Genomic DNA, 19,425 nt, shown 5'->3' on the forward strand with positions numbered 1-19,425 from the left:
GATGAACATCACGGTTTATTGCGATGCAAGTTTAGGTAATGATTCAGCCTATCAGGCTGCCGCAACAAAATTAGGGAAATGGATTGCAGATGCCCAACATACTTTAGTCTATGGTGGGGGAAAATTGGGATTAATGGGCGTGGTTGCAGATACTGTACTTGCTCATCAAGGCAAGGTAATTGGCATTATTCCTCAATTTTTACAAGACAGAGAAGTTGCACATCCTAATTTGACCAAGACCGTGGTTGTTGAAAGCATGTCTGAGCGAAAAAATAAAATGATTGAGCTCGGTGATGCTTATATCGCTTTGCCTGGTGGACCTGGCACTTTAGAAGAGATTGCTGAAGTGATTTCTTGGGCGCGAATTGGAAAAAATAACAATCCTTGCATTCTGTTTAATGAAAAGGGGTATTTTGATTCACTAAAGTCCTTTTTTAGCCATATGGTGAAAGAAGGCTTCTTTACTCAAGGTGATTTTGAGAAGATTCTACTCTCGAATGATCTTCAAAAAATTGAAACCTTTATTGAACATTACCAACCTCCAGCGTTAAGAACATATTAAAAAAGTGATCTGCCCCCCAAAAGTTGGACAGGTTAGTTAACTTAAATATTGAGCTCGGTATTGCACTGGGCTCAATCCTCTTAAACCAAGTTTAATTCGTTTTTGGTTGTAATACACTAAATATTCTTCAATTTCAGCCTGTAATTCAGCAATTGAATGATAAGTCCGAGAGTAAAAGCACTCTGATTTTAATATTGCAAAAAAGCTTTCAATCACCGCATTATCGTAGCAATTTCCTCGGCGGCTCATACTTTGAACCGCTTTACCCTCCAACATTTTCACCCATTCTGCCGTGCCATACAATACGCCTTGGTCGCTATGAATAATCGGGCATTCTGTCGGTTTAATCCTACTAAGCCCTTGTTCTAACATCTTTTTTACCAATGAAAATTTGGGGCGTGTCGCAAAGTTATAGGCAATCACTTCTCGGTTAGCCAAGTCCATCAACGGTGAAAAATAAAGCTTTTCTTGCCCAACCTGAAATTCCGTTACATCCGTTACCCATTTTTGATTGAGTGCTATCGCTGTAAAATCACGATTCAGTAAATTCGGGGCTATATGCGATGTTTTTCCACGTTTTCCATGTCTTTTCTTGCGTAAAATGGAATGAATACCTAACTCGTTCATCGGCTTTAACACCGTTTTATGATTCATAATTAAAACCCATTTGGCGTAATTTAAACGTCATGGGGCGATAACCATCTCGTTTTCTGTTCTTTTTATACAGCGATAAGATAGCCTCTTTTACCTCGTGATAATTTCGCTTAATCTCTTTATAGTAAAAGCTTGAGCGAGGCATTTTAGCCACATGAAGTAAATCATTTAACGCGTGGTCCGGCTTCAATCTTTCAATGATTTTTCTTTTTTCTGTCGTTGTTTTTGACGGTCGAGCGCCTCCAACTCCTTTAGATAAGCGATCTCCGCACGAGCCAAGGCGAGCTCTCGTTGTAACTTTTTAAACGCTTTAGGTGAAAAGTCTGTAGTTTCCGGAGTTTCAATGTCTTTCTTTTTCATCTTTGGCTTCACTATTTTCGGGGGGGAAGGTTTGTATGAGGCGATTTTACGCCATCAAGCCCTCTTTCCCGAAATGCTTTTAGCCAATAAATGACGAGAGCGTGGGAAATTTTATGAAGTTTAGCCACCTCACGGATACCATAATCCTGTTCAGTGACGAGTTTGATAATTTTCAAACGAAATTGATAAGAATAGGACATAATCTGCACCTAAAAATAGGTGTCCAGATTTTGGGGTGCAGATCACTTTTTTATTTATTTCGTTAGAACTGCCAATCAAATTTCATCATGACAGTACGCGGACGTCCGTAGAAATTATTCATCCCGCGAGTACGATTATAGTTATTTTCAAAGTAAGTTTTATCCGCTAAATTCGTTCCAATCAAACTGAGTTTGGCGTGGCGATTAAACTCGTACTGAATATTGGCATCAAACAGAGTATAGCCTGCTTGTTTAACGCCATATAAGCTACTTGTCGGGCTCTGTGCAGAGATACCGGCACCAATCGTCCATTTGCTACTTGGAATTCGGTAACTGGTGGCAAGTCGAAACATCTGAACAGGTGTAAAATTACTAAAGTTGTAAGGATCTTTAGCGCCTTTTGCCCGTTCATTATTAATTTCTTCTGCATTTTTATATTTACTTTTATTGTAAGTATATCCTGCAAAAAGTTGCCAATTTTCTGTTATATTTCCAGCCAACTCCAATTCAAACCCCTTGCTAACAACGCGTCCGATTGGTTTTGCGATGGTCTGGAATGATCCAACAGCACCATTTTTGCCCGGTATATATCCAAAATCAACAACAGTACGATTTTTTTGCTCAACAGAAAATAAAGCCAAAGAGCTATTTAATTGATTATCAAAGAAAGAGCCTTTCCAACCGATTTCATAGTTTGTACCAATTAACGGAGGTAATACCGTTTTACTGGTAATATCTACGTTGTCTTGCTGTTTAAAAATCTTAGTATAACTTGCATAAAGGCTCTGCTCATTCGTCAAATCATAAGTAATACCGACATACGGTGTAAAATGATGCCCCTTCATTTTGGCAGTATAGTGCTCATTATCCTTATCAATATTTGATTGCGATTGATAGCGCGTTGCTGGTTCACCATTATAAACAGGCGTTTCTTTGCGTTGTGAGGTCTCAAAATGGGTAAACTGCACACCTCCTAATAAATGGAGGCGTTCCGTTGCATTAAAACGAGTGCTCAAAATAACTGCGTGCGTTTCATTTTTATTGAAATATTTAGCGTAGTTATAACGAGCTAAAACATGGTCATCCGGCTCCTTCAACATCTTATAAACAATTTCATTTGGATTTCCATAAGCACCATTTTTATACTTAATGTTACCGTTGCTGTTACGTTCCGGAATTTTTTGCCCATTTTTATCTAATTCATACAAAATATTACCGTCTTTATCGACTTTAATTTTATAAGCATGTTGGCAATCTGGTGTATAAAGCATATGGTCACCTTTTTCATCATGCTTGTCCCAATCCGGTTCAGGAAGATTTTTATCGGTTGGAGAATAATAATTTCCTTGCTCATTAGGAACACAACGACCGGCTAAATGCTGATGCACTTGACCAACCTCATCAATAGTACTTATACGATAACGTTTCTGAAAAATTTCAACAAAATCTGATTGAATATTTTCATGGTTATAAGCATAACCTACATAAAAATCATGGTCTCGTTCAAAAAGATTATAGTGCCCAGTTAAATTCAATTTAATCCCGTATTGTTCGTCCTTTTTAATATGTCGAATTGGTGCGAATGTAAATTTTCGATTAGTTGTACCTTTATTGTTATAAGCCCTATTATAGAGATAGTTTGAAAAACGGTTTTCTGCGTCGTTAGCAATACCTGCTTCTTGTAGTTTTTTGTCAATATATTCTTGTTTATCTTTATCAATACCAGGATCTGCCCAGTCATTACATAAAAAATCAAGACCAATATCATTCATGCATTGTTCAAAACCTTTTTTACGGGCAGCAAGCCGATCGTTTCTATATTGATTAAAGTCGCCTTGGTTAAATTGATTTTGAGCGTAATCTGCCTTACGTTGCTCGTATTCTTTCGTTGCTTGATCACGATATTCTTTTAATTTTTTAAGTGCTTGGTCTTTTGGCTCAAAAGGAATAATTTCACCTTTCTCGGTTAGAAATCCTTGCGCGTCAGAACCGGACAAACCGGCAGCATGTTCATCTTTGATAAAAAATTGCCCAACTTTTGCATCTGAATTATTTTTTGTATAGGACGCCTCAATACTAAACTCCCAATCGTTATCAAAAACAAATTTGGTATTAGCAAATAAGTTATATTTATCACCCTTCAAACGAGACCAACTCTGTCCTAAATAGGTATTTCGAGGTAGTTTTACTGGATTATTACATGCCGGACGGGAGGCAAAAGGAGCAACTTGGGGATTTTCACAAGGTAATATCACGCCAGAAAAATCCGGCACTTCATTAATTTTCTGATACATACCGCCTAAAGTTAACACGCCAACATTGCCTAAATCCACGTCAGCGACACCATAAATTAGCCCTTTTTTACCATGCACATTATCTTTAAAAGACTTTGCTTTTTCCCCTACACCAACTAAACGGGCACGAATACTATTATCTTGATTTACGCCTCCGGAAACGTCCAGTAGCGTACGGGTACTGCCTCGGTGATCGACCGTTATTTCTCCTAGGTGTTGGAATTTATCTGTAGGCCGTTTTCGAATCAAATTAATTGTGCCGCCAGGCTCAGAGTTAGACTGGGTCAATCCTGTCGCACCACGCACAACTTCAATATGATCATAAATAGCTAGATCAGTGCTAGGAGAAACGTCTATTTTGGCGGTATAACCTGAACGCCCACCTACATTAGTCGTAATACCATCTTCACCAATTTGATCTACATAAAAACCACGGGAAAGAAAACGAGTTTGTAACCCTGAATCACGTACAACATTAACCCCTGTGGTATTCTTCATTGCTTCTTCAAGAGTATGAATAGCTTTGTCATCTAATTGCTTTTTGGTAATCACACTAACAGATTGTGGCGTATCCTTACCGGAAACTTTTAGTCCAGTAGCTGTTTTCATAGACTTAATTGTATAGCTACGGCTACCCTCAGTGGTATTAGTATCAGTTTCTTCAATAACATTAATCTGCTCTAAACTGTCCTCCGTATACGCGGTTTGGCAAGTACAAAATAAAGAAATAGAAAGTAGACTAAGGCGAAAATAAGATGGGGGTGAAAGACGAGATTGATGCATTTTTGGCTCCTAAATAAGAATTATTTTTATTAAAATAATAACAATTATTATTCTTAAAGAAAAGAAAAAAGATAACCAAATGACTATTCATAAAATATCTTTTTTATACAAAAGGACAGTATGGCCTATAGAACAAAAATATAGCTAAAAGTACCTTCAAGCTTCACTTGTGAGCCTAAAAACGGTTTATTTTGTCAGTAATACTAATAGTCAAATCAACAAAACATTACGTTAAGGCATCAATCTCAATAACACTAACACCTCATAATGCGACGTATGTGGGAACATATCGAACAGTTGGATTTTTTCCATTTGATAATGGGGCAAAGATCGCAAATCTTTGACCATGGTTTCAGCATTACAGCTGGAATACAAAATAAAGTGCGGTCGCATTTTATTGAGAAATTCGGCGAGCGATTGACCAATGCCTCGACGAGGCGGGTTGACGATAACCAAATCGGGTTTGTCTGCTTGAGCCAAGGCAAAATTTGCCGCATCTAACGATTGAAAATGAACTTGCTTCTCCAATCCGAGTTGCTGTGCCGATAGTTTCGCAGCGGCAATGGCAGAAGCGGAGATTTCAATACCGGTGAGGTGGATTTGTTGAGCCGAGTTTTGCGTTTGCAATGCTTTCAAGCAATGTAGTCCGAAACCGCCCACACCACAGAACAAATCCCAAAGTTGACGAATGGGCAGGTCTTTTATCCATTGTTGTGCCGTGCCGTATAACCCTTCAGCAACTTGTGGGTTGGTTTGAAAGAACCCCTGAGGGCGAATAAAAAGTGGAATCTGATTAAACCTTTCAGGTAAGGTGTGTTGTTCTGTCAAGAAAATCTCTTTTTCACCCTCGAGAATTGCGGCATTTTGCGGCTGGATATTCACGCTAATGACGGCAAGTTGCGGCAATTTTTGACGCAATCCCGCTAGTTCACGTTGAATCAACGGCAATTTGGCTTCCGAACGTAACACAAAGCGCAACATGAGTTGGTGGCTGCGTTGGCTTTCTGTCAATAAAAGATGTTTCAATTCGCCTTTTTGCTTTGCCACGTTATACGGCACAAGGCCTGCGTGTGCGATGAAATCTTTAAGAAGAGGAAAGATAGCTTGAAAATGTTGTGGATAAAGTGGGCAATCGCATAAATCCACCGCACTTTGTGGCGCCAACGGGTTCGGCAAGATCCCGAGGATTGGGCGTTCAACTGCGCCACTGACAACCATTTTGGCTTTATTACGAAACCCATCAAGGGAAGATTGAAAAGGCGCAACCCAACTCAAATGAGACGTATCTAAACCGTGCAGCTGCTGTTGCAAGTGAACGGTTTTCTGTTCTAGTTGAACGGAATACGGTAGTTCCAACCATTGACAAGAACGACAATCGCCTCGTTGATAATGTTCGCACTGAATCATATTAGTTTTTCGTTGCCAGCCATTGCTGTTGAAGTGATCTGCCCCCAAAAGTTGGACAGGTTAGTTAACTTAAATATTGAGCTCGGTATTGCACCGGGCTCAATCCTTTTAAACCAAGTTTAATTCGTTTTTGGTTGTAATACACTAAATATTCTTCAATGTCAGCCTGTAATTCAGCAATTGAATGATAAGTCCGAGAGTAAAAGCACTCTGATTTTAATATTGCAAAAAAGCTTTCAATCACCGCATTATCGTAACAATTTCCTCGGCGGCTCATACTTTGCACCGCTTTACCCTCCAACATCTTTACCCATTCTGCCGAACCATACAATACGCCTTGGTCGCTATGAATAATCGGACATTCTGTTGGTTTAATCCTACTAAGCCCTTGTTCTAACATCTTTTTTACCAATGAAAACTTCGGGCGTGTCGCAAAGTTATAGGCAATAATTTCTCGGTTAGCCAAGTCCATTAACGGTGAAAAATAAAGCTTTTCTTGCCCAACCTGAAATTCCGTTACATCCGTTACCCATTTTTGATTGAGTGCCGTCGCTGTAAAATCACGATTCAGTAAATTCGGGGCAATATGCGATGTTTTTCCACGTTTCCCATGTCTTTTCTTGCGTAAAATGGAATGAATCCCTAACTCGTTCATCAGCTTTAACTCCGTTTTATGATTCAAATTAAAACCCATTTGGCGTAATTTAAACGTCATGGGGCGATAACCATCTCGTTTTCTGAGCGATAAGATAGCTTCTTTAGCTTCGTGATAATTTCGCTTAATCTCTTTATAGTAAAAGCTTGAGCGAGGCATTTTAGCCACACGAAGTAAATCATTTAACGCGTGGTCCGGCTTAAATCTTTCAATGATTTTTCTTTTTTCTGTCGTTGTTTTTGACGGTCGAGCTTCTCCAACTCCTTTATGTAAGCAATCTCCGCTCGAGCCAAGGCGAGCTCTCGCTGCAGCTTTTTAAACGCTTTAGGTGAAAAGTCTGTGGTTTCCGGAATTTCAATGTCTTTCTTTTTCATCTTTGGCTTCACTATTTTCGGGGGGGGAAGGTTTGTATGAGGCGATTTTACGCCATCAAGCCCTCTTTCCCGAAATGCTTTTAGCCAATAAATGACGAGAGCGTGGGAAATTTTATGAAGTTTAGCCACCTCACGGATACCATAATCCTGTTCAGTGACGAGTTTGATAATTTTCAAACGAAATTGATAAGAGTAGGACATAATCTGCACCTCAAATTAGGTGTCCAGGTTTTGGGGTGCAGATCAAAGTGCGGTTAAATTTGACCGCACTTTTTTATGATTAATGATGATGTTCTGGTTTTGGAGGGAGTTTAGCTCTAGCTTTACCAACAGGGAGAATTAACGTCGCGTAATTCGCTGAATGTTGACAAACTTTTTGATCTTCAAATGGTTCTTTATGAACCACTTTAAGTTTCCAAACACCTTCAATTAATGGAATAAAGTTAACTTTACCTTCTTTGTCTGTTTTACCAGAAAAGGCTTGCGGCTCACGGTGAGATGTCGCCGCTTCCATATCTTTTACAACAAATGTATCAGAGGTTGCGATAATCGTTTCGCCTGCAAGTGGTTGGTCCTTATAGAAAATCTGAACAGGGAAAGCTTCACCTGCTTTAATTGTTTTCGGATCTTTAAGTGGCACGATTTCAAGTGGTAAGCCGAGGCGTGTCATTGACATATCTGCATTTAATGGTTTTTTGCCCACTACAGTAAAGGCTTTACCAAACATTTGAGTTTGTTCGCAATAGAATGCATTTGGTATGCCTTGTAAGTTATCCATTTTCCAACCTTCATTATTTTGTGACCAGAAAGTTGGTTTATAAGTAGCTGTTACCCAATATGAACCGTCTTTTAACGGTTTTTCTGATTGATATTGGTAGTTTTCACCTTTTTGTACTAATGTTTGCATTTTACCATCTTGATTGATGAGTTCCATCGGTGGAAAAATCGCAAGACGTTTTTCAGGAATTTTTTCAACGTAGGGGTAGTCACCATAAGCTAAATCAGCTTTTAAAACGCTATTAGAAGCAAGTTGTGCTGGTGTTGCAACCCAAACTTCATGGGCTTGCGCAAGCGCAGAAAAGCCAAGTAGTGCTGCAATTAATGTTTTTTTCATTGTCTTTCCTTTTTAATAATAAATCAATTTATAGAAAGTCTTCGACAGGGCGGACGAGTATAACGAAAAAGAAATGATGAGACGAATGAAAAAAGTTGATTTTGTGAGGAACTTCACATTTTTTTAACAAAAAAGTGCGGTCAATAAAACGATTGTTTTTCTGACCGCACTTATTTTAAATAAAAAGCTAAATAGACTTATTTTTTAGATGGTTTAATGGCTAATAAATTGCAGCTTAATTTACTAATCACATGTTCAGCTGTATTACCTAGTAACGCTGCAGATAAACCCGTTCTTCCCACTGTGCCTAAAATCACTAATTCAGCTTCAATTTCTTTCGCCACTTCAGGAATCACCTCTTCAGGGAAACCTTCGCGTACATGGGTATGATCCTCATCAATACCAAATTTTTGACGTAAGGCTTTCATATTGATAAGGTGTTGACCACGAATACCATTTTCATAACCTGAAGTATTAAATTCAGGTAAATCAATCGCCATATTAATTGGCGCAACAGGGTAGGCGGCTACTAAATGTACATTACCACGGTTTAAGTTCTCCGCTAAGCTCATTCCTGTTGAAACTAACTCTTGGTTGAATTCATCTTGATATTCCTGTTCACCCGATACATTCACGGCGACTAAAATACGGCGTTGGTGTTTCCAGTCACCATCACGCACCATTAATATTGGAATTGGACATTTACGTAATAATTGCCAATCTACAGGTGTGAAAATCAATGAAGTGAAGCTTTCTTCATCTTTGGTGTATTTTACAACAAGATCATATTGATTTTTTTCAACTTCTTCACGAATTGCATCCGCTTCATTGCTGCTCCATACAATGTGTGATTCAAATTCAATTTCTGGATCTGCATATTTATCTAAATAAAATTGTACGGCTTGACGCTGTTGTTCAACGGCTGTTTTATGCATTTCGCTGCGTTCTTCAGAAGAAAGAAGTGCAGACATTTCATAAGATAGGTCATAGACGCTCAATAGAGTGGTGATTTTTACTTTTTCTTCATTTTGTTGTTCTTTAACAAGACGAACTGCACGAGCAAGTGCATATTGTTTTTCGTTATCAGGGTTGAGTACAACAAGAATATTATTAAATTTCATAAAGCCTCCAAGATATGAGATATCAATAGGATAGAAAAGATTTTAAACGATGACAAGAACCGATTATCAAAAAAGTGATCTCGTGCAAGTTTTTTTGTTTCAAATGTTAAAAAAGCGTGAAAACTCACGCTTTTAATTTATTCTGCTAATTGGATTTTGGTTTTATGTACACCGGTTAAATCAATCAATGCATTTATATCATTAATAGTAATGTATTTACCTTGAACAGAGAGTACACCCAATTTTTGGAAACGACCAAGTAAACGACTGATGGTTTCAACAGTTAAACCAAGATAGTTACCGATATCACTACGGGTCATGGTTAAACGGAATTCTTTCGCTGAGAAACCACGAGCGGAATAACGTTTTGATAGATTATGGATAAATGCCGCTAAACGTTCTTCAGCATTCATTTTAGACAGTAATAAAATCATTTCTTGATCGCTTTTGATTTCACTACTCATTAAACGCATAATTTGCTGACGAAGCTTCGGCATTTTGCCGGATAAGTCATCTAAGATATCAAATGGAATTTCACATACCATGGCGGTTTCCAAAGCCTGTGCAAAACTCGGGTGTTGCATATTGGTAATTGCATCGAAACCGACTAAATCGCCCGGTAAGTGGAAAGAGGTAATTTGTTCTTCTCCGGCTTCGCTAATGGTATAAGTTTTAATGGTACCGGAGCGAATCGCATAAATGGAATTCAGTGTATCACCGGCTTTAAAAAGGACTTGAGATTTTTGGATGGGTTTTTTACGCTCGATGATATTATCAAGCTGATCGAGCTCATGTTCGTTCAATGTAAAAGGGATACAAAGTTGGCTAATACTGCAATCCTGACAATGAATTGCGCAACCACCTGATTGAACTCTGCGTCCTGATTTGGTTTCTGAAACGAAATTCTTCATTTATTCCTCAAATCGATAATATAGTGTAAAATTGATCTAACGCAATTATTCTACCACTAAAATAGTCAATTTCAGAAGTTATCAAAGAGCAAATCAATATGGCTGCAGAAAAATTAACCAAAAAACGTTTAATACAAATTATTATCATGCTGATTATTTTAGTCAGCGCATTCGTTTGGCGATATCTATTGTAATAAGTGCGGTCAAATTTTTCGTTATTTTTAGGTATAAAAAAGAGCCACAATTTGTGGCTCTTTGTTTTAACGTGTAAGTCAGATTACCATTCGTAACCGACACCCGCCCCCACAGTAAATTGACCGCGAGTATCAGCAGCACCGTTCACGTTGGTTGACCAGTGACCGTTATCAGAGTTACGAGACGCTTTGATTGCAATCGCGCTTTCACCGCGGTGGTGAGCAACCCCAGTTGACACCATGCTCTTGCCATCTTTACGTGCAGATGGTGCAGATGCGATAGCTGCAACGCCAGCAATACCTGCACGAGATTTACGGTCAACATCATGAACTTTCTTATTTAAAGTATTAATTGCTTTAGTATTGTTAGCCATATCACTTTTCACTTTATTTAACTGTGAAACATTCACTGCATCGTTATCATTTTCACCATTTGCAACGTTGATCACTTTTTTGTTACCTGCATTAATTCCATTTTGATCAATTTTGATACTGGAATTATTAATGGTATAAGAATTTGCTTTGATGTCTTTTTTGGTACTAACCTTATAGGTTTTTACTTGGTTAGCATCATCGTGAGTTTCTACATCAATGTTATCGCCTGCTTCTACTTTAGCACTTGAAGAGAGAGTACTAATATTGTCAATAAGTTTTTTGTTTTTGCCCACTTGTTCTGCAATCATATAAAGTTGAGAACCGTTGATTGCATCGGTAGAAGTGGCTGAAATCTTACCTGCACCTACGTTAATAATTTGGCGTGTATGTGGCTTAATTGTTACTGTATAACCACTTTGTTCTTGCGTATATGTTTCAGTTTTGTCTGAACCAACAGAAACAACGGATAAAGGATCGTGACCAGCAAAACCACTATACTTGATACCGTTAACAGTTGCCTCATTTTCTTGCGTTGCTTCACGAGTAATGGTGCCTGATCCTAAAGCAACAGAATTACCATCTTTTGCATTAGCTGAATCACCTAGTGCAGTAGACCGTTCACCTGTAGATGTTGCTGATTTACCAATAGCAACAGCATCGTCAGCGCTAGCTTTAGCTTCGGAACCAATTGCAATGGTCTCAGTTGCTGTGGCGTGAGCGGAGTAACCAATTGCAATTGGGCTATATATTTTAGAGTTGTCTTCTTTTTCAGCAGCTCCTGCTAGAGATGCTGGACCAAGTGCAATTGCATAAAAACCATTTGAGGTAGCGTCACTACCGACAGCCATAGAATTTGCACCATTTACATAATTGTGTAGACCTAGAGCCAAGGTTTCGTCACCTAAGACAATGTTGTTGATACCAAACGCAACTCCTGATTGTGTATTCTTATCTGTAACAATATCTTTCGCTGGTATTTTATTGTTGCCATCTAAGTCTCTTGGGGGTTGAGCACCAATCATGTTACCTGCACCAAATCCCATAGAAAAATCTCCATAAACTCTGTTACGAGAGCCAAAACTTTGTGAGTGTGCGCCATAAGCATCATTTTGAATACCGACCGCATTAGCGTTATAACCTTTTGCTACATTTTGGTTACCAATAGCTGAACTAGCCCCTTGAATGTTGACAAATCCGTTTTCTGAATCAGGAATCGAATAGATTTGGTTTTGCTGACCAACTGCAGTATGGCCAGGGCGGCCCTTAACGTTAGTTGCTTCTATTATTTTGTTTGCATTATCAGGATCTGTTGTCGTGATATTCAAAATATTTCCATCAGTAGCATTTACTACAGCTACATTTAATCCCAAAACTAATACTGTCATCGCATTAATTCTAAAGTTCCTCATAATTTCCTCATTATTAGATTATTCGTATTTATTACGTATATTTTAGTGGTTTAATATTAATATGATTAAATATAGAATATTGAAAATAATTTTCTATTATCTATATATTCTGAATATTATAGTTTATTTTTTCATTATATAGAAGTGGGCAACTGAGACAATTTTGTAAAGAAATGTAAATTTGATTAAATTGGCTTATAAAAAATAAGCTTATTTTTCTTGTTTTAGTGAATATAACTATAAGTTTGAATAACAAGTCTAAATAAAAAGAGCGGTCAATTTGCAAGAAGATTTTCAAGATTGAGAAAAAATCCTGTATAATCTCAGAAATTTTTTTGTTCAATTTTAAGCTTTTGTAACCGAATGATCGAAACCTCACAAACCATTCCTGAACTCGTCTCATGGGCGAAAGAGCGGGGATTTTCGTTAAATCTGCCGACAGAGCGTTTGGTGTTTTTATTGGCCATTGCCATTTATAACAACGAACGTTTAGATGGTGAGATGTTAGAAGCTGATTTAGTGGATATTTTCCGCCATACAGCCAATGCCTTTGACCAATCAACGGACGCGATTGCCACCCGTGCTAATAATGCTATCAATGAACTGGTGAAACAGCGTTTTCTTAACCGTTTCAGCAGTGAATTTACTGAAGGCCTTTCCATTTATCGTCTCACCCCATTAGGTGTTGGCGTATCAGATTATTATATTCGTCAGCGTGAGTTTTCTGCGTTGCGTCTTTCTGTGCAGCTTTCTATTGTGGCTGATGAAATTCAGCGTGCATCTGATGCAGCAGAAGAAGGGGCAGCAAAAGGGGAGAATGAGCACTTTTGGCGCCGAAATGTTTTCGCTCCGTTAAAATATTCAGTAGCTGAGATTTTCGATAGTATTGATTTATCACAACGCGTGATGGATGAAAATCAACAAAGCATTAAAGAAGAAATTGCCAATTTACTTACCAAAGATTGGCAGGCGGCAATTTCTAGCTGTGAACGTTTATTAGATGAAACCTCAGGCAATTTACGTGAGTTACAAGATACTTTAAATGCAGCAGGTGATAAGTTACAGGCTCAATTATTACGTATTCAAGATTGTGTAATTGGTCATGATGAGCTGTATTTTATTGAACAATTAATTACTGATTTACAATCAAAACTTGATCGTATTATTAGCTGGGGACAACAAGCTATCGATTTATGGATTGGTTATGACCGTCACGTGCATAAATTTATCCGTACCGCCATTGATATGGATAAAAACCGTGTATTCTCACAACGCTTGCGTAATTCTATCCACAGCTATTTCGATCATCCTTGGTTCTTGTGGACTGCTCAAGCGGAACGTTTGGTCGATCTGCGTGATGAAGAAATGGTATTACGTGAAGATGATGCATTGGGTGAATTACCTGAAGAGTTGCAATATGAATCTTTGGCTGATTTACATGATCAAATCGTCGAACATATGCAAAGCTTATTAATTCAATACCGTGAGAATAATCGTCCAATCGATTTAAGTTTAGTCTTAAAAGAACAATTAGAAGCTTATCCACTTTCTCGTCATTTTGATGTGGCACGTATTATTGTGGATCAAGCAGTGCGTTTAGGTATGGCAAATGATGATTTAGCCGGTCTTTATCCGCAATGGCAGGAAATTAATGATTATGGCGCAGAAGTGCAAGCGCATGTGATTGATAAATATTAATTTCGTGGCTTACCCAAACAAATTCATAAAATGAGAAATTAACCATGACAGATATTCAAGATGTAATTTCCCCGAAATTGGCAAATGCCATTGCAAATCCTATTTTCCCGGCCGTGGACAGCTTGCTGCGTTCAGGTCGCCATATCAGCACAGATCAATTAGATAATCATGCTTTTTTGATGGATTTCCAAAATGAGTTAGATGGCTTTTACCGCCGTTACAACGTGGAATTAATTCGTGCACCGGAAGGCTTTTTCTATTTACGTCCAAAAGCGACGACGTTAATTGCCCGTTCAGTGCTTTCCGAATTAGAAATGTTAGTAGGGAAGGTACTTTGCTATTTATATTTAAGCCCAGAACGTTTAGCACAGCAAGGTATCTTCAGTACACAAGAAGTCTATGATGAATTACTGAATTTAGCAGACGAAGGCAAATTATTGAAAGCCGTCAATCAACGTTCCAGCGGTTCGGATTTGGATAAGCAAAAATTATCTGAAAAAGTACGCGCTGCGATTGGTCGTTTACGCCGTTTAGGCATGATCCATACCGTAGGTGAACAGCATAGCGGTAAATTTACTATTTCAGAATCAGTTTTCCGTTTTGGGGCTGAAGTCCGTTCTGGTGATGACCCGTTAGAAGCACAAGCTCGCTTAATTCGTGATGGGGAAGCGGCAACACCGCAATCTCTCGAACTCGAAAAGCAAGCAAAAGCGGCAAGTCATGCTGATGACCTCGATGATGAAGAAAGTGCGGTCGAAATTGATGAAGAATTTGATGATGCAGGAGAACAAGAATAATGTCTGATGTATTAGAACTTGAAAACGAAATCTATCAAGACGAACCTGAGCAACCAGCCGAACAGGTTGAAGAAGAATTTATTGCTCCTGTATTAAACCAACATAATGGGGTAGAACGTGGTAAATTCCGTTCACTCACCTTAATTAACTGGAATGGTTTCTTTGCCCGCACCTTTGATTTGGATGAATTGGTGACCACACTTTCCGGTGGTAACGGTGCCGGTAAATCCACAACCATGGCAGGTTTTGTCACAGCATTAATTCCAGACTTAACCTTATTGCATTTCCGTAATACCACTGAGGCTGGCTCGACAGGCGGCTCTCGTGATAAAGGCTTACACGGTAAATTACGCCCAGGTGTGTGTTACGCAGTATTGGATACCATCAACTCTCGTCACCAACGAATTCTCGTGGGTGTGCGCCTGCAACAAATTGCGGGTCGTGATAAGAAAGTGGATTTAAAAACATTCTCGATTCAAGGTGTAGAATTATCCTTAAATCCGACCGCACTTTTCACCGAAACAGTCGGTGAACGTCAGGCGCGTGTACTCAATTTAAATGAATTAAAAGATAAAATTGAAAATCTTGGTGCACAATTTAAGCAATATCATTCTATCACCGATTATCACGGTATGATGTTTGATTTGGGTATTATTCCAAAACGCTTACGTAGTGCTTCAGACCGTAGCAAATTCTATAAATTAATCGAAGCTTCTTTATACGGTGGTATTTCCAGCGCTATTACCCGTTCTTTACGTGATTACTTATTGCCAGAAAACCTTGGTGTGCGCAAAGCCTTCCAAGATATGGAAAGTGCGTTACGTGAAAACCGCATGACCCTTGAAGCAATTAAAGTTACCCAATCTGACCGTGATTTATTCAAACATTTAATCACCGAAACCACTAATTATGTGGCATCAGATTATATGCGTAATGCCAATGAACGTCGTGGCAATATCGAAGCGGCTTTAGGTTTCCGTCGTGATTGGTATAAAGCAAAAGCTGAGCAAGAATTATCACAACATCGCTTAATTGACTTAAGCCGTGAAGCTGCAGAATTGGCAGAAAATGAACGTACTTTAGAAGTAGATCACCAAAGTGCGGCAGACCACTTGAACTTGGTATTAAATGCGTTACGTCATCAAGAAAAAGTATCGCGCTATCAAGAAGATGTGGCTGAGCTTACAGAAAAATTAGAAGAACAAAAAATGGTTGTGGAAACCGCAACCGAACAGCTTGAAGAAAGCCAAGCACAATTTGAGCAAACGGAACTTGAAATTGACCAAGTGCGTGCGCAACTTGCGGATTATCAACAAGCATTAGATGCACAACAAACCCGTGCATTGCAATATCAACAAGCAATTGCTGCGCTTGAAAAAGCGAAAACCTTATGTGGTTTAGCGGATTTAAGCGTGAAAAATGCGGAAGATTACCAAGCAGAGTTTGCTGCCCACGCAGAAAGTCTTACTGAGCAAGTGCTTGAGTTAGAACATAAGATGTCTATTTCTGAAGCGGCCAAATCACAATTTGATAAAGCCTATCAGTTGGTGTGTAAAATTGCTGGTGATATGCCACGTTCAAGTGCTTGGGAAAGTGCTAAAGAATTATTGCGTGAATATCCAACACAAAAAATTCAGGCACAACAAACCCCGCAATTACGTGCGAAATTACATGAGTTAGAGCAGCGCTATGCTCAACAACAAAGTGCGGTTAAATTATTGGCTGATTTTAATCAACGTGCTGATTTATCTTTAGAAACCGCTGATGAACTCGAAGCATACCACGCTGAACAAGAAGAACTCATTGAAAGTTTGAATGAAGAACTTGCTGAGCAAGTAGAAAACCGTTCAACCTTGCGTCAAAAACGTGAAAGTTTGACCGCACTTTACGAAGAAAATGCTCGTAAAGCACCGGCTTGGTTAACTGCTCAAGCCGCTTTAGAGCGCTTACAAGAGCAAAGTGGTGAAACATTTGAACATAGCCAAGATGTGATGCATTTTATGCAATCACAATTGGTGAAAGAACGTGAACTGACTATTCAACGTGACAATTTAGAGAAACAACGTCAACAATTAGACGAGCAAATTTCTCGTTTAAGCCAACCAGATGGTTCTGAAGATGCTCGCTTGAATGTGCTTGCAGAACGCTTTGGTGGTGTATTGCTTTCTGAATTATATGATGATGTACCAATCGAAGATGCACCTTATTTCTCTGCACTTTATGGCCCTGCACGTCATGCTATTGTTGTACGTGATCTCAACACGGTACGCGAACAATTAGCTAATTTAGAAGATTGTCCAGACGATTTATATTTAATCGAAGGTGACCCAAATGCCTTTGATGACAGCGTACTTTCTGCTCAAGAGCTTGAAATGGGCGTTGTGGTGCAAGTGTCTGAGCGTGAATTGCGTTATTCAAAATTCCCACAAATTCCATTATTCGGCCGTGCAGCACGTGAAAAACATTTAGAAGAATTACAAGCTAAACGTGATGAAATTGCGGAAAAATACGCACAAATCGCCTTTGATGTACAAAAATGTCAACGTTTACACGAACACTTTAGTCAATTTGTTGGCTTACATCTAGCCCTTGCATTCCAACCAAACCCAGAAGAGGTTATGGCGGAAATCAATCAAGAACGCAATGAAATTGATCGCGAGCTCAATCAATTCTCAACCACCGAACAACAAATTCGCATTAAATTGGATAATGCCAAAGAAAAAATGCAATTGTTGAACAAGTTAATGCCACAGCTTAACTTGCTTGCTGATGATGAATTACTTGATCGCATTGAAGAATGTCGTGAACAATTAGACATTGCAGAACAAGATGAAAGCTTTATTCGTCAACATGGTATTGCGTTGTCACAATTAGAGCCGATTGCCAATACCTTACAAAGTGACCCAGAAAACTATGAGCGCTTAAAAGCTGATTTAACCCAAGCGGTTGAACGTCAAAAACAAGTACAACAACGTGTATTTGCTTTAGCGGATGTGGTGCAACGTAAAAATCACTTTAGTTATGAAGATGCAGGTCAAGCAGAAACATCAGAGTTTAACGAGCAACTTCGTCAACGTTTGGAACAATTACAGGCACAGCGTGATGCTCAACGTGAACAATTACGTCAAAAACAAAGCCAATTTGCACAATACAACCAAGTATTTATCCAACTGCAAAGTTCTTATGACAGTAAAAATCAGTTGTTGAAAGAATTAATTGCTGAGATTGGTGAATTAGGTGTGCGTGCTGATGAAGGGGCAGAGGAACGAGCAAGAAATCGCCGTGATGAGTTGTATCAACAACTTTCAACTAGCCGTCAACGTCGTTCTTATGTTGAAAAACAATTAACGCTTATTGAAAGCGAAGCGGAGAACTTAAATAAACGCATTCGTAAAGCAGAACGTGATTATAAAACTCAACGTGAATTAGTTGTAGCTGCGAAAGTCAGCTGGTGCGTGGTTCTCCGTTTATCTCGTAATTCCGATGTGGAAAAACGACTCAATCGTCGTGAGTTAGCTTATTTATCTGCTGATGAACTACGTTCAATGTCGGATAAAGCATTAGGTGCGCTACGTACTGCAGTGGCTGATAATGAATATCTCCGCGATGCATTGCGTATTTCTGAAGACAGTCGCAAGCCGGAAAATAAAGTCCGCTTCTTCATTGCGGTATATCAACATCTTCGTGAACGTATTCGTCAGGATATTATTAAAACTGATGATCCGATTGATGCAATTGAGCAAATGGAAATTGAGCTTAATCGCTTAACAGAAGAATTGACTGGCCGTGAGAAAAAATTGGCGATCAGTTCTGAAAGTGTGGCGAATATTATGCGTAAAACCATTCAACGTGAACAAAACCGTATTCGCATGTTGAACCAAGGCTTACAAAATATTGCCTTCGGTCAGGTGAAATCGGTACGTTTAGTAGTCAATATTCGCGATACTCATGCGATGTTGCTTGATGCGCTATCAGGTAAACAGGAAGAATACCAAGATTTATTCAGTGACAATCGCATTACCTTCTCTGAAGCCATTGCGAAACTTTATCAACGCATTAACCCGCATATTGATATGGGCCAACGCACAGCACAAACTATCGGTGAAGAATTATTAGATTACCGTAATTACCTCGAGTTAGAAGTTGAAGTCTTCCGTGGTGCTGATGGCTGGTTACGAGCTGAAAGTGGCGCATTATCGACAGGTGAAGCGATCGGTACGGGTATGTCAATCCTATTAATGGTTGTACAAAGCTGGGAAGAGGAAAGCCGCCGTATTCGCGGTAAAGACATCGTACCATGTCGTTTACTATTCTTGGATGAAGCGGCGCGTTTAGATGGTAAATCCATTTCCACCTTGTTCGAACTTTGCGAACGTTTGGATATGCAATTACTTATCGCAGCGCCAGAGAATATCAGCCCTGAAAAAGGGACAACCTATAAACTGGTGCGTAAAATCGCTGGCAACCAAGAACAAGTTCATGTGGTTGGTTTGCGTGGCTTTGGCGCAACAGAGTAG

At 39.1% G+C, this 19,425-nt stretch carries 12 protein-coding genes and 2 pseudogenes; 4 read left to right on the top strand and 10 right to left on the bottom strand.

Features of this window, described 5'->3' with window-relative positions; translation table 11 throughout:
- The first annotated feature begins 1 nt into the window (after nucleotide 1).
- The gene (locus A9500_RS09150; protein ID WP_065244696.1) at nucleotides 2–562 is read left to right on the top strand and encodes a TIGR00730 family Rossman fold protein; all 561 of its coding nucleotides are present in this window, start codon (nucleotides 2–4) and stop codon (nucleotides 560–562) included.
- Between the two features lie 36 nt (nucleotides 563–598).
- On the opposite strand, the gene A9500_RS09155 is transcribed toward A9500_RS09150, so the two are convergent.
- From A9500_RS09155 to A9500_RS09200, 10 genes and pseudogenes are all read right to left on the bottom strand, one after another.
- Nucleotides 599–1,216: an IS3 family transposase gene (locus tag A9500_RS09155; RefSeq protein WP_065244697.1), complete on the bottom strand. Its 618-nt coding sequence runs from the start codon at nucleotides 1,214–1,216 to the stop codon at nucleotides 599–601.
- A 186-nt stretch (nucleotides 1,217–1,402) separates the two neighbouring features.
- A pseudogene (locus A9500_RS09160) lies at nucleotides 1,403–1,776 on the bottom strand (transposase).
- 62 nt (nucleotides 1,777–1,838) lie between these two features.
- Nucleotides 1,839–4,853 carry a TonB-dependent siderophore receptor gene (locus A9500_RS09165; RefSeq protein WP_065244698.1) on the bottom strand — a complete coding sequence of 1,005 codons (3,015 nt, stop codon included), beginning with the start codon at nucleotides 4,851–4,853 and terminating at the stop codon, nucleotides 1,839–1,841.
- A gap of 231 nt (nucleotides 4,854–5,084) precedes the next feature.
- Complete coding sequence (gene rlmC / locus A9500_RS09170; protein WP_065244699.1) at nucleotides 5,085–6,260, bottom strand: 23S rRNA (uracil(747)-C(5))-methyltransferase RlmC; 1,176 nt, start codon at nucleotides 6,258–6,260, stop codon at nucleotides 5,085–5,087.
- Between the two features lie 64 nt (nucleotides 6,261–6,324).
- Nucleotides 6,325–7,134: pseudogene (locus tag A9500_RS09175) on the bottom strand (IS3 family transposase); the annotation flags it as partial.
- The gene (locus A9500_RS09180; RefSeq protein ID WP_065244701.1) at nucleotides 7,098–7,490 is read right to left on the bottom strand and encodes a transposase; all 393 of its coding nucleotides are present in this window, start codon (nucleotides 7,488–7,490) and stop codon (nucleotides 7,098–7,100) included. The gene A9500_RS09180 and the pseudogene A9500_RS09175, both read right to left, overlap by 37 nt.
- Nucleotides 7,491–7,569: 79 nt before the next feature.
- Nucleotides 7,570–8,403 carry a DUF4198 domain-containing protein gene (locus A9500_RS09185; RefSeq protein ID WP_065244702.1) on the bottom strand — a complete coding sequence of 278 codons (834 nt, stop codon included), beginning with the start codon at nucleotides 8,401–8,403 and terminating at the stop codon, nucleotides 7,570–7,572.
- Between the two features lie 197 nt (nucleotides 8,404–8,600).
- Complete coding sequence (uspE, locus tag A9500_RS09190; RefSeq protein ID WP_065244703.1) at nucleotides 8,601–9,524, bottom strand: universal stress protein UspE; 924 nt, start codon at nucleotides 9,522–9,524, stop codon at nucleotides 8,601–8,603.
- A gap of 137 nt (nucleotides 9,525–9,661) precedes the next feature.
- On the bottom strand, nucleotides 9,662–10,435 hold the full coding sequence (locus A9500_RS09195; protein ID WP_014065394.1) for an FNR family transcription factor: 774 nt from the start codon (nucleotides 10,433–10,435) through the stop codon (nucleotides 9,662–9,664).
- A 277-nt stretch (nucleotides 10,436–10,712) separates the two neighbouring features.
- Entirely contained in the window at nucleotides 10,713–12,413 is a 1,701-nt protein-coding gene (locus A9500_RS09200) for a YadA-like family protein (RefSeq protein ID WP_065244704.1), read from the bottom strand.
- Between the two features lie 363 nt (nucleotides 12,414–12,776).
- Between A9500_RS09200 and mukF the strand changes: the two genes are divergently transcribed.
- Genes mukF through mukB form a run of 3 tightly spaced genes read left to right on the top strand, consistent with a single transcriptional unit; the run spans nucleotide 12,777 to nucleotide 19,425 of the window.
- Nucleotides 12,777–14,111 carry a chromosome partition protein MukF gene (gene mukF, locus A9500_RS09205; RefSeq protein ID WP_065244705.1) on the top strand — a complete coding sequence of 445 codons (1,335 nt, stop codon included), beginning with the start codon at nucleotides 12,777–12,779 and terminating at the stop codon, nucleotides 14,109–14,111.
- A gap of 44 nt (nucleotides 14,112–14,155) precedes the next feature.
- Complete coding sequence (gene mukE, locus A9500_RS09210) at nucleotides 14,156–14,908, top strand: chromosome partition protein MukE (RefSeq protein ID WP_065244706.1); 753 nt, start codon at nucleotides 14,156–14,158, stop codon at nucleotides 14,906–14,908.
- On the top strand, nucleotides 14,908–19,425 hold the full coding sequence (gene mukB, locus A9500_RS09215; protein WP_065244707.1) for a chromosome partition protein MukB: 4,518 nt from the start codon (nucleotides 14,908–14,910) through the stop codon (nucleotides 19,423–19,425). Before mukE ends, mukB begins: the two co-directional genes overlap by 1 nt.

This window comes from Haemophilus sp. CCUG 60358, assembly GCF_001679485.1.
Classification (GTDB): Bacteria; Pseudomonadota; Gammaproteobacteria; order Enterobacterales; family Pasteurellaceae; genus Haemophilus_D.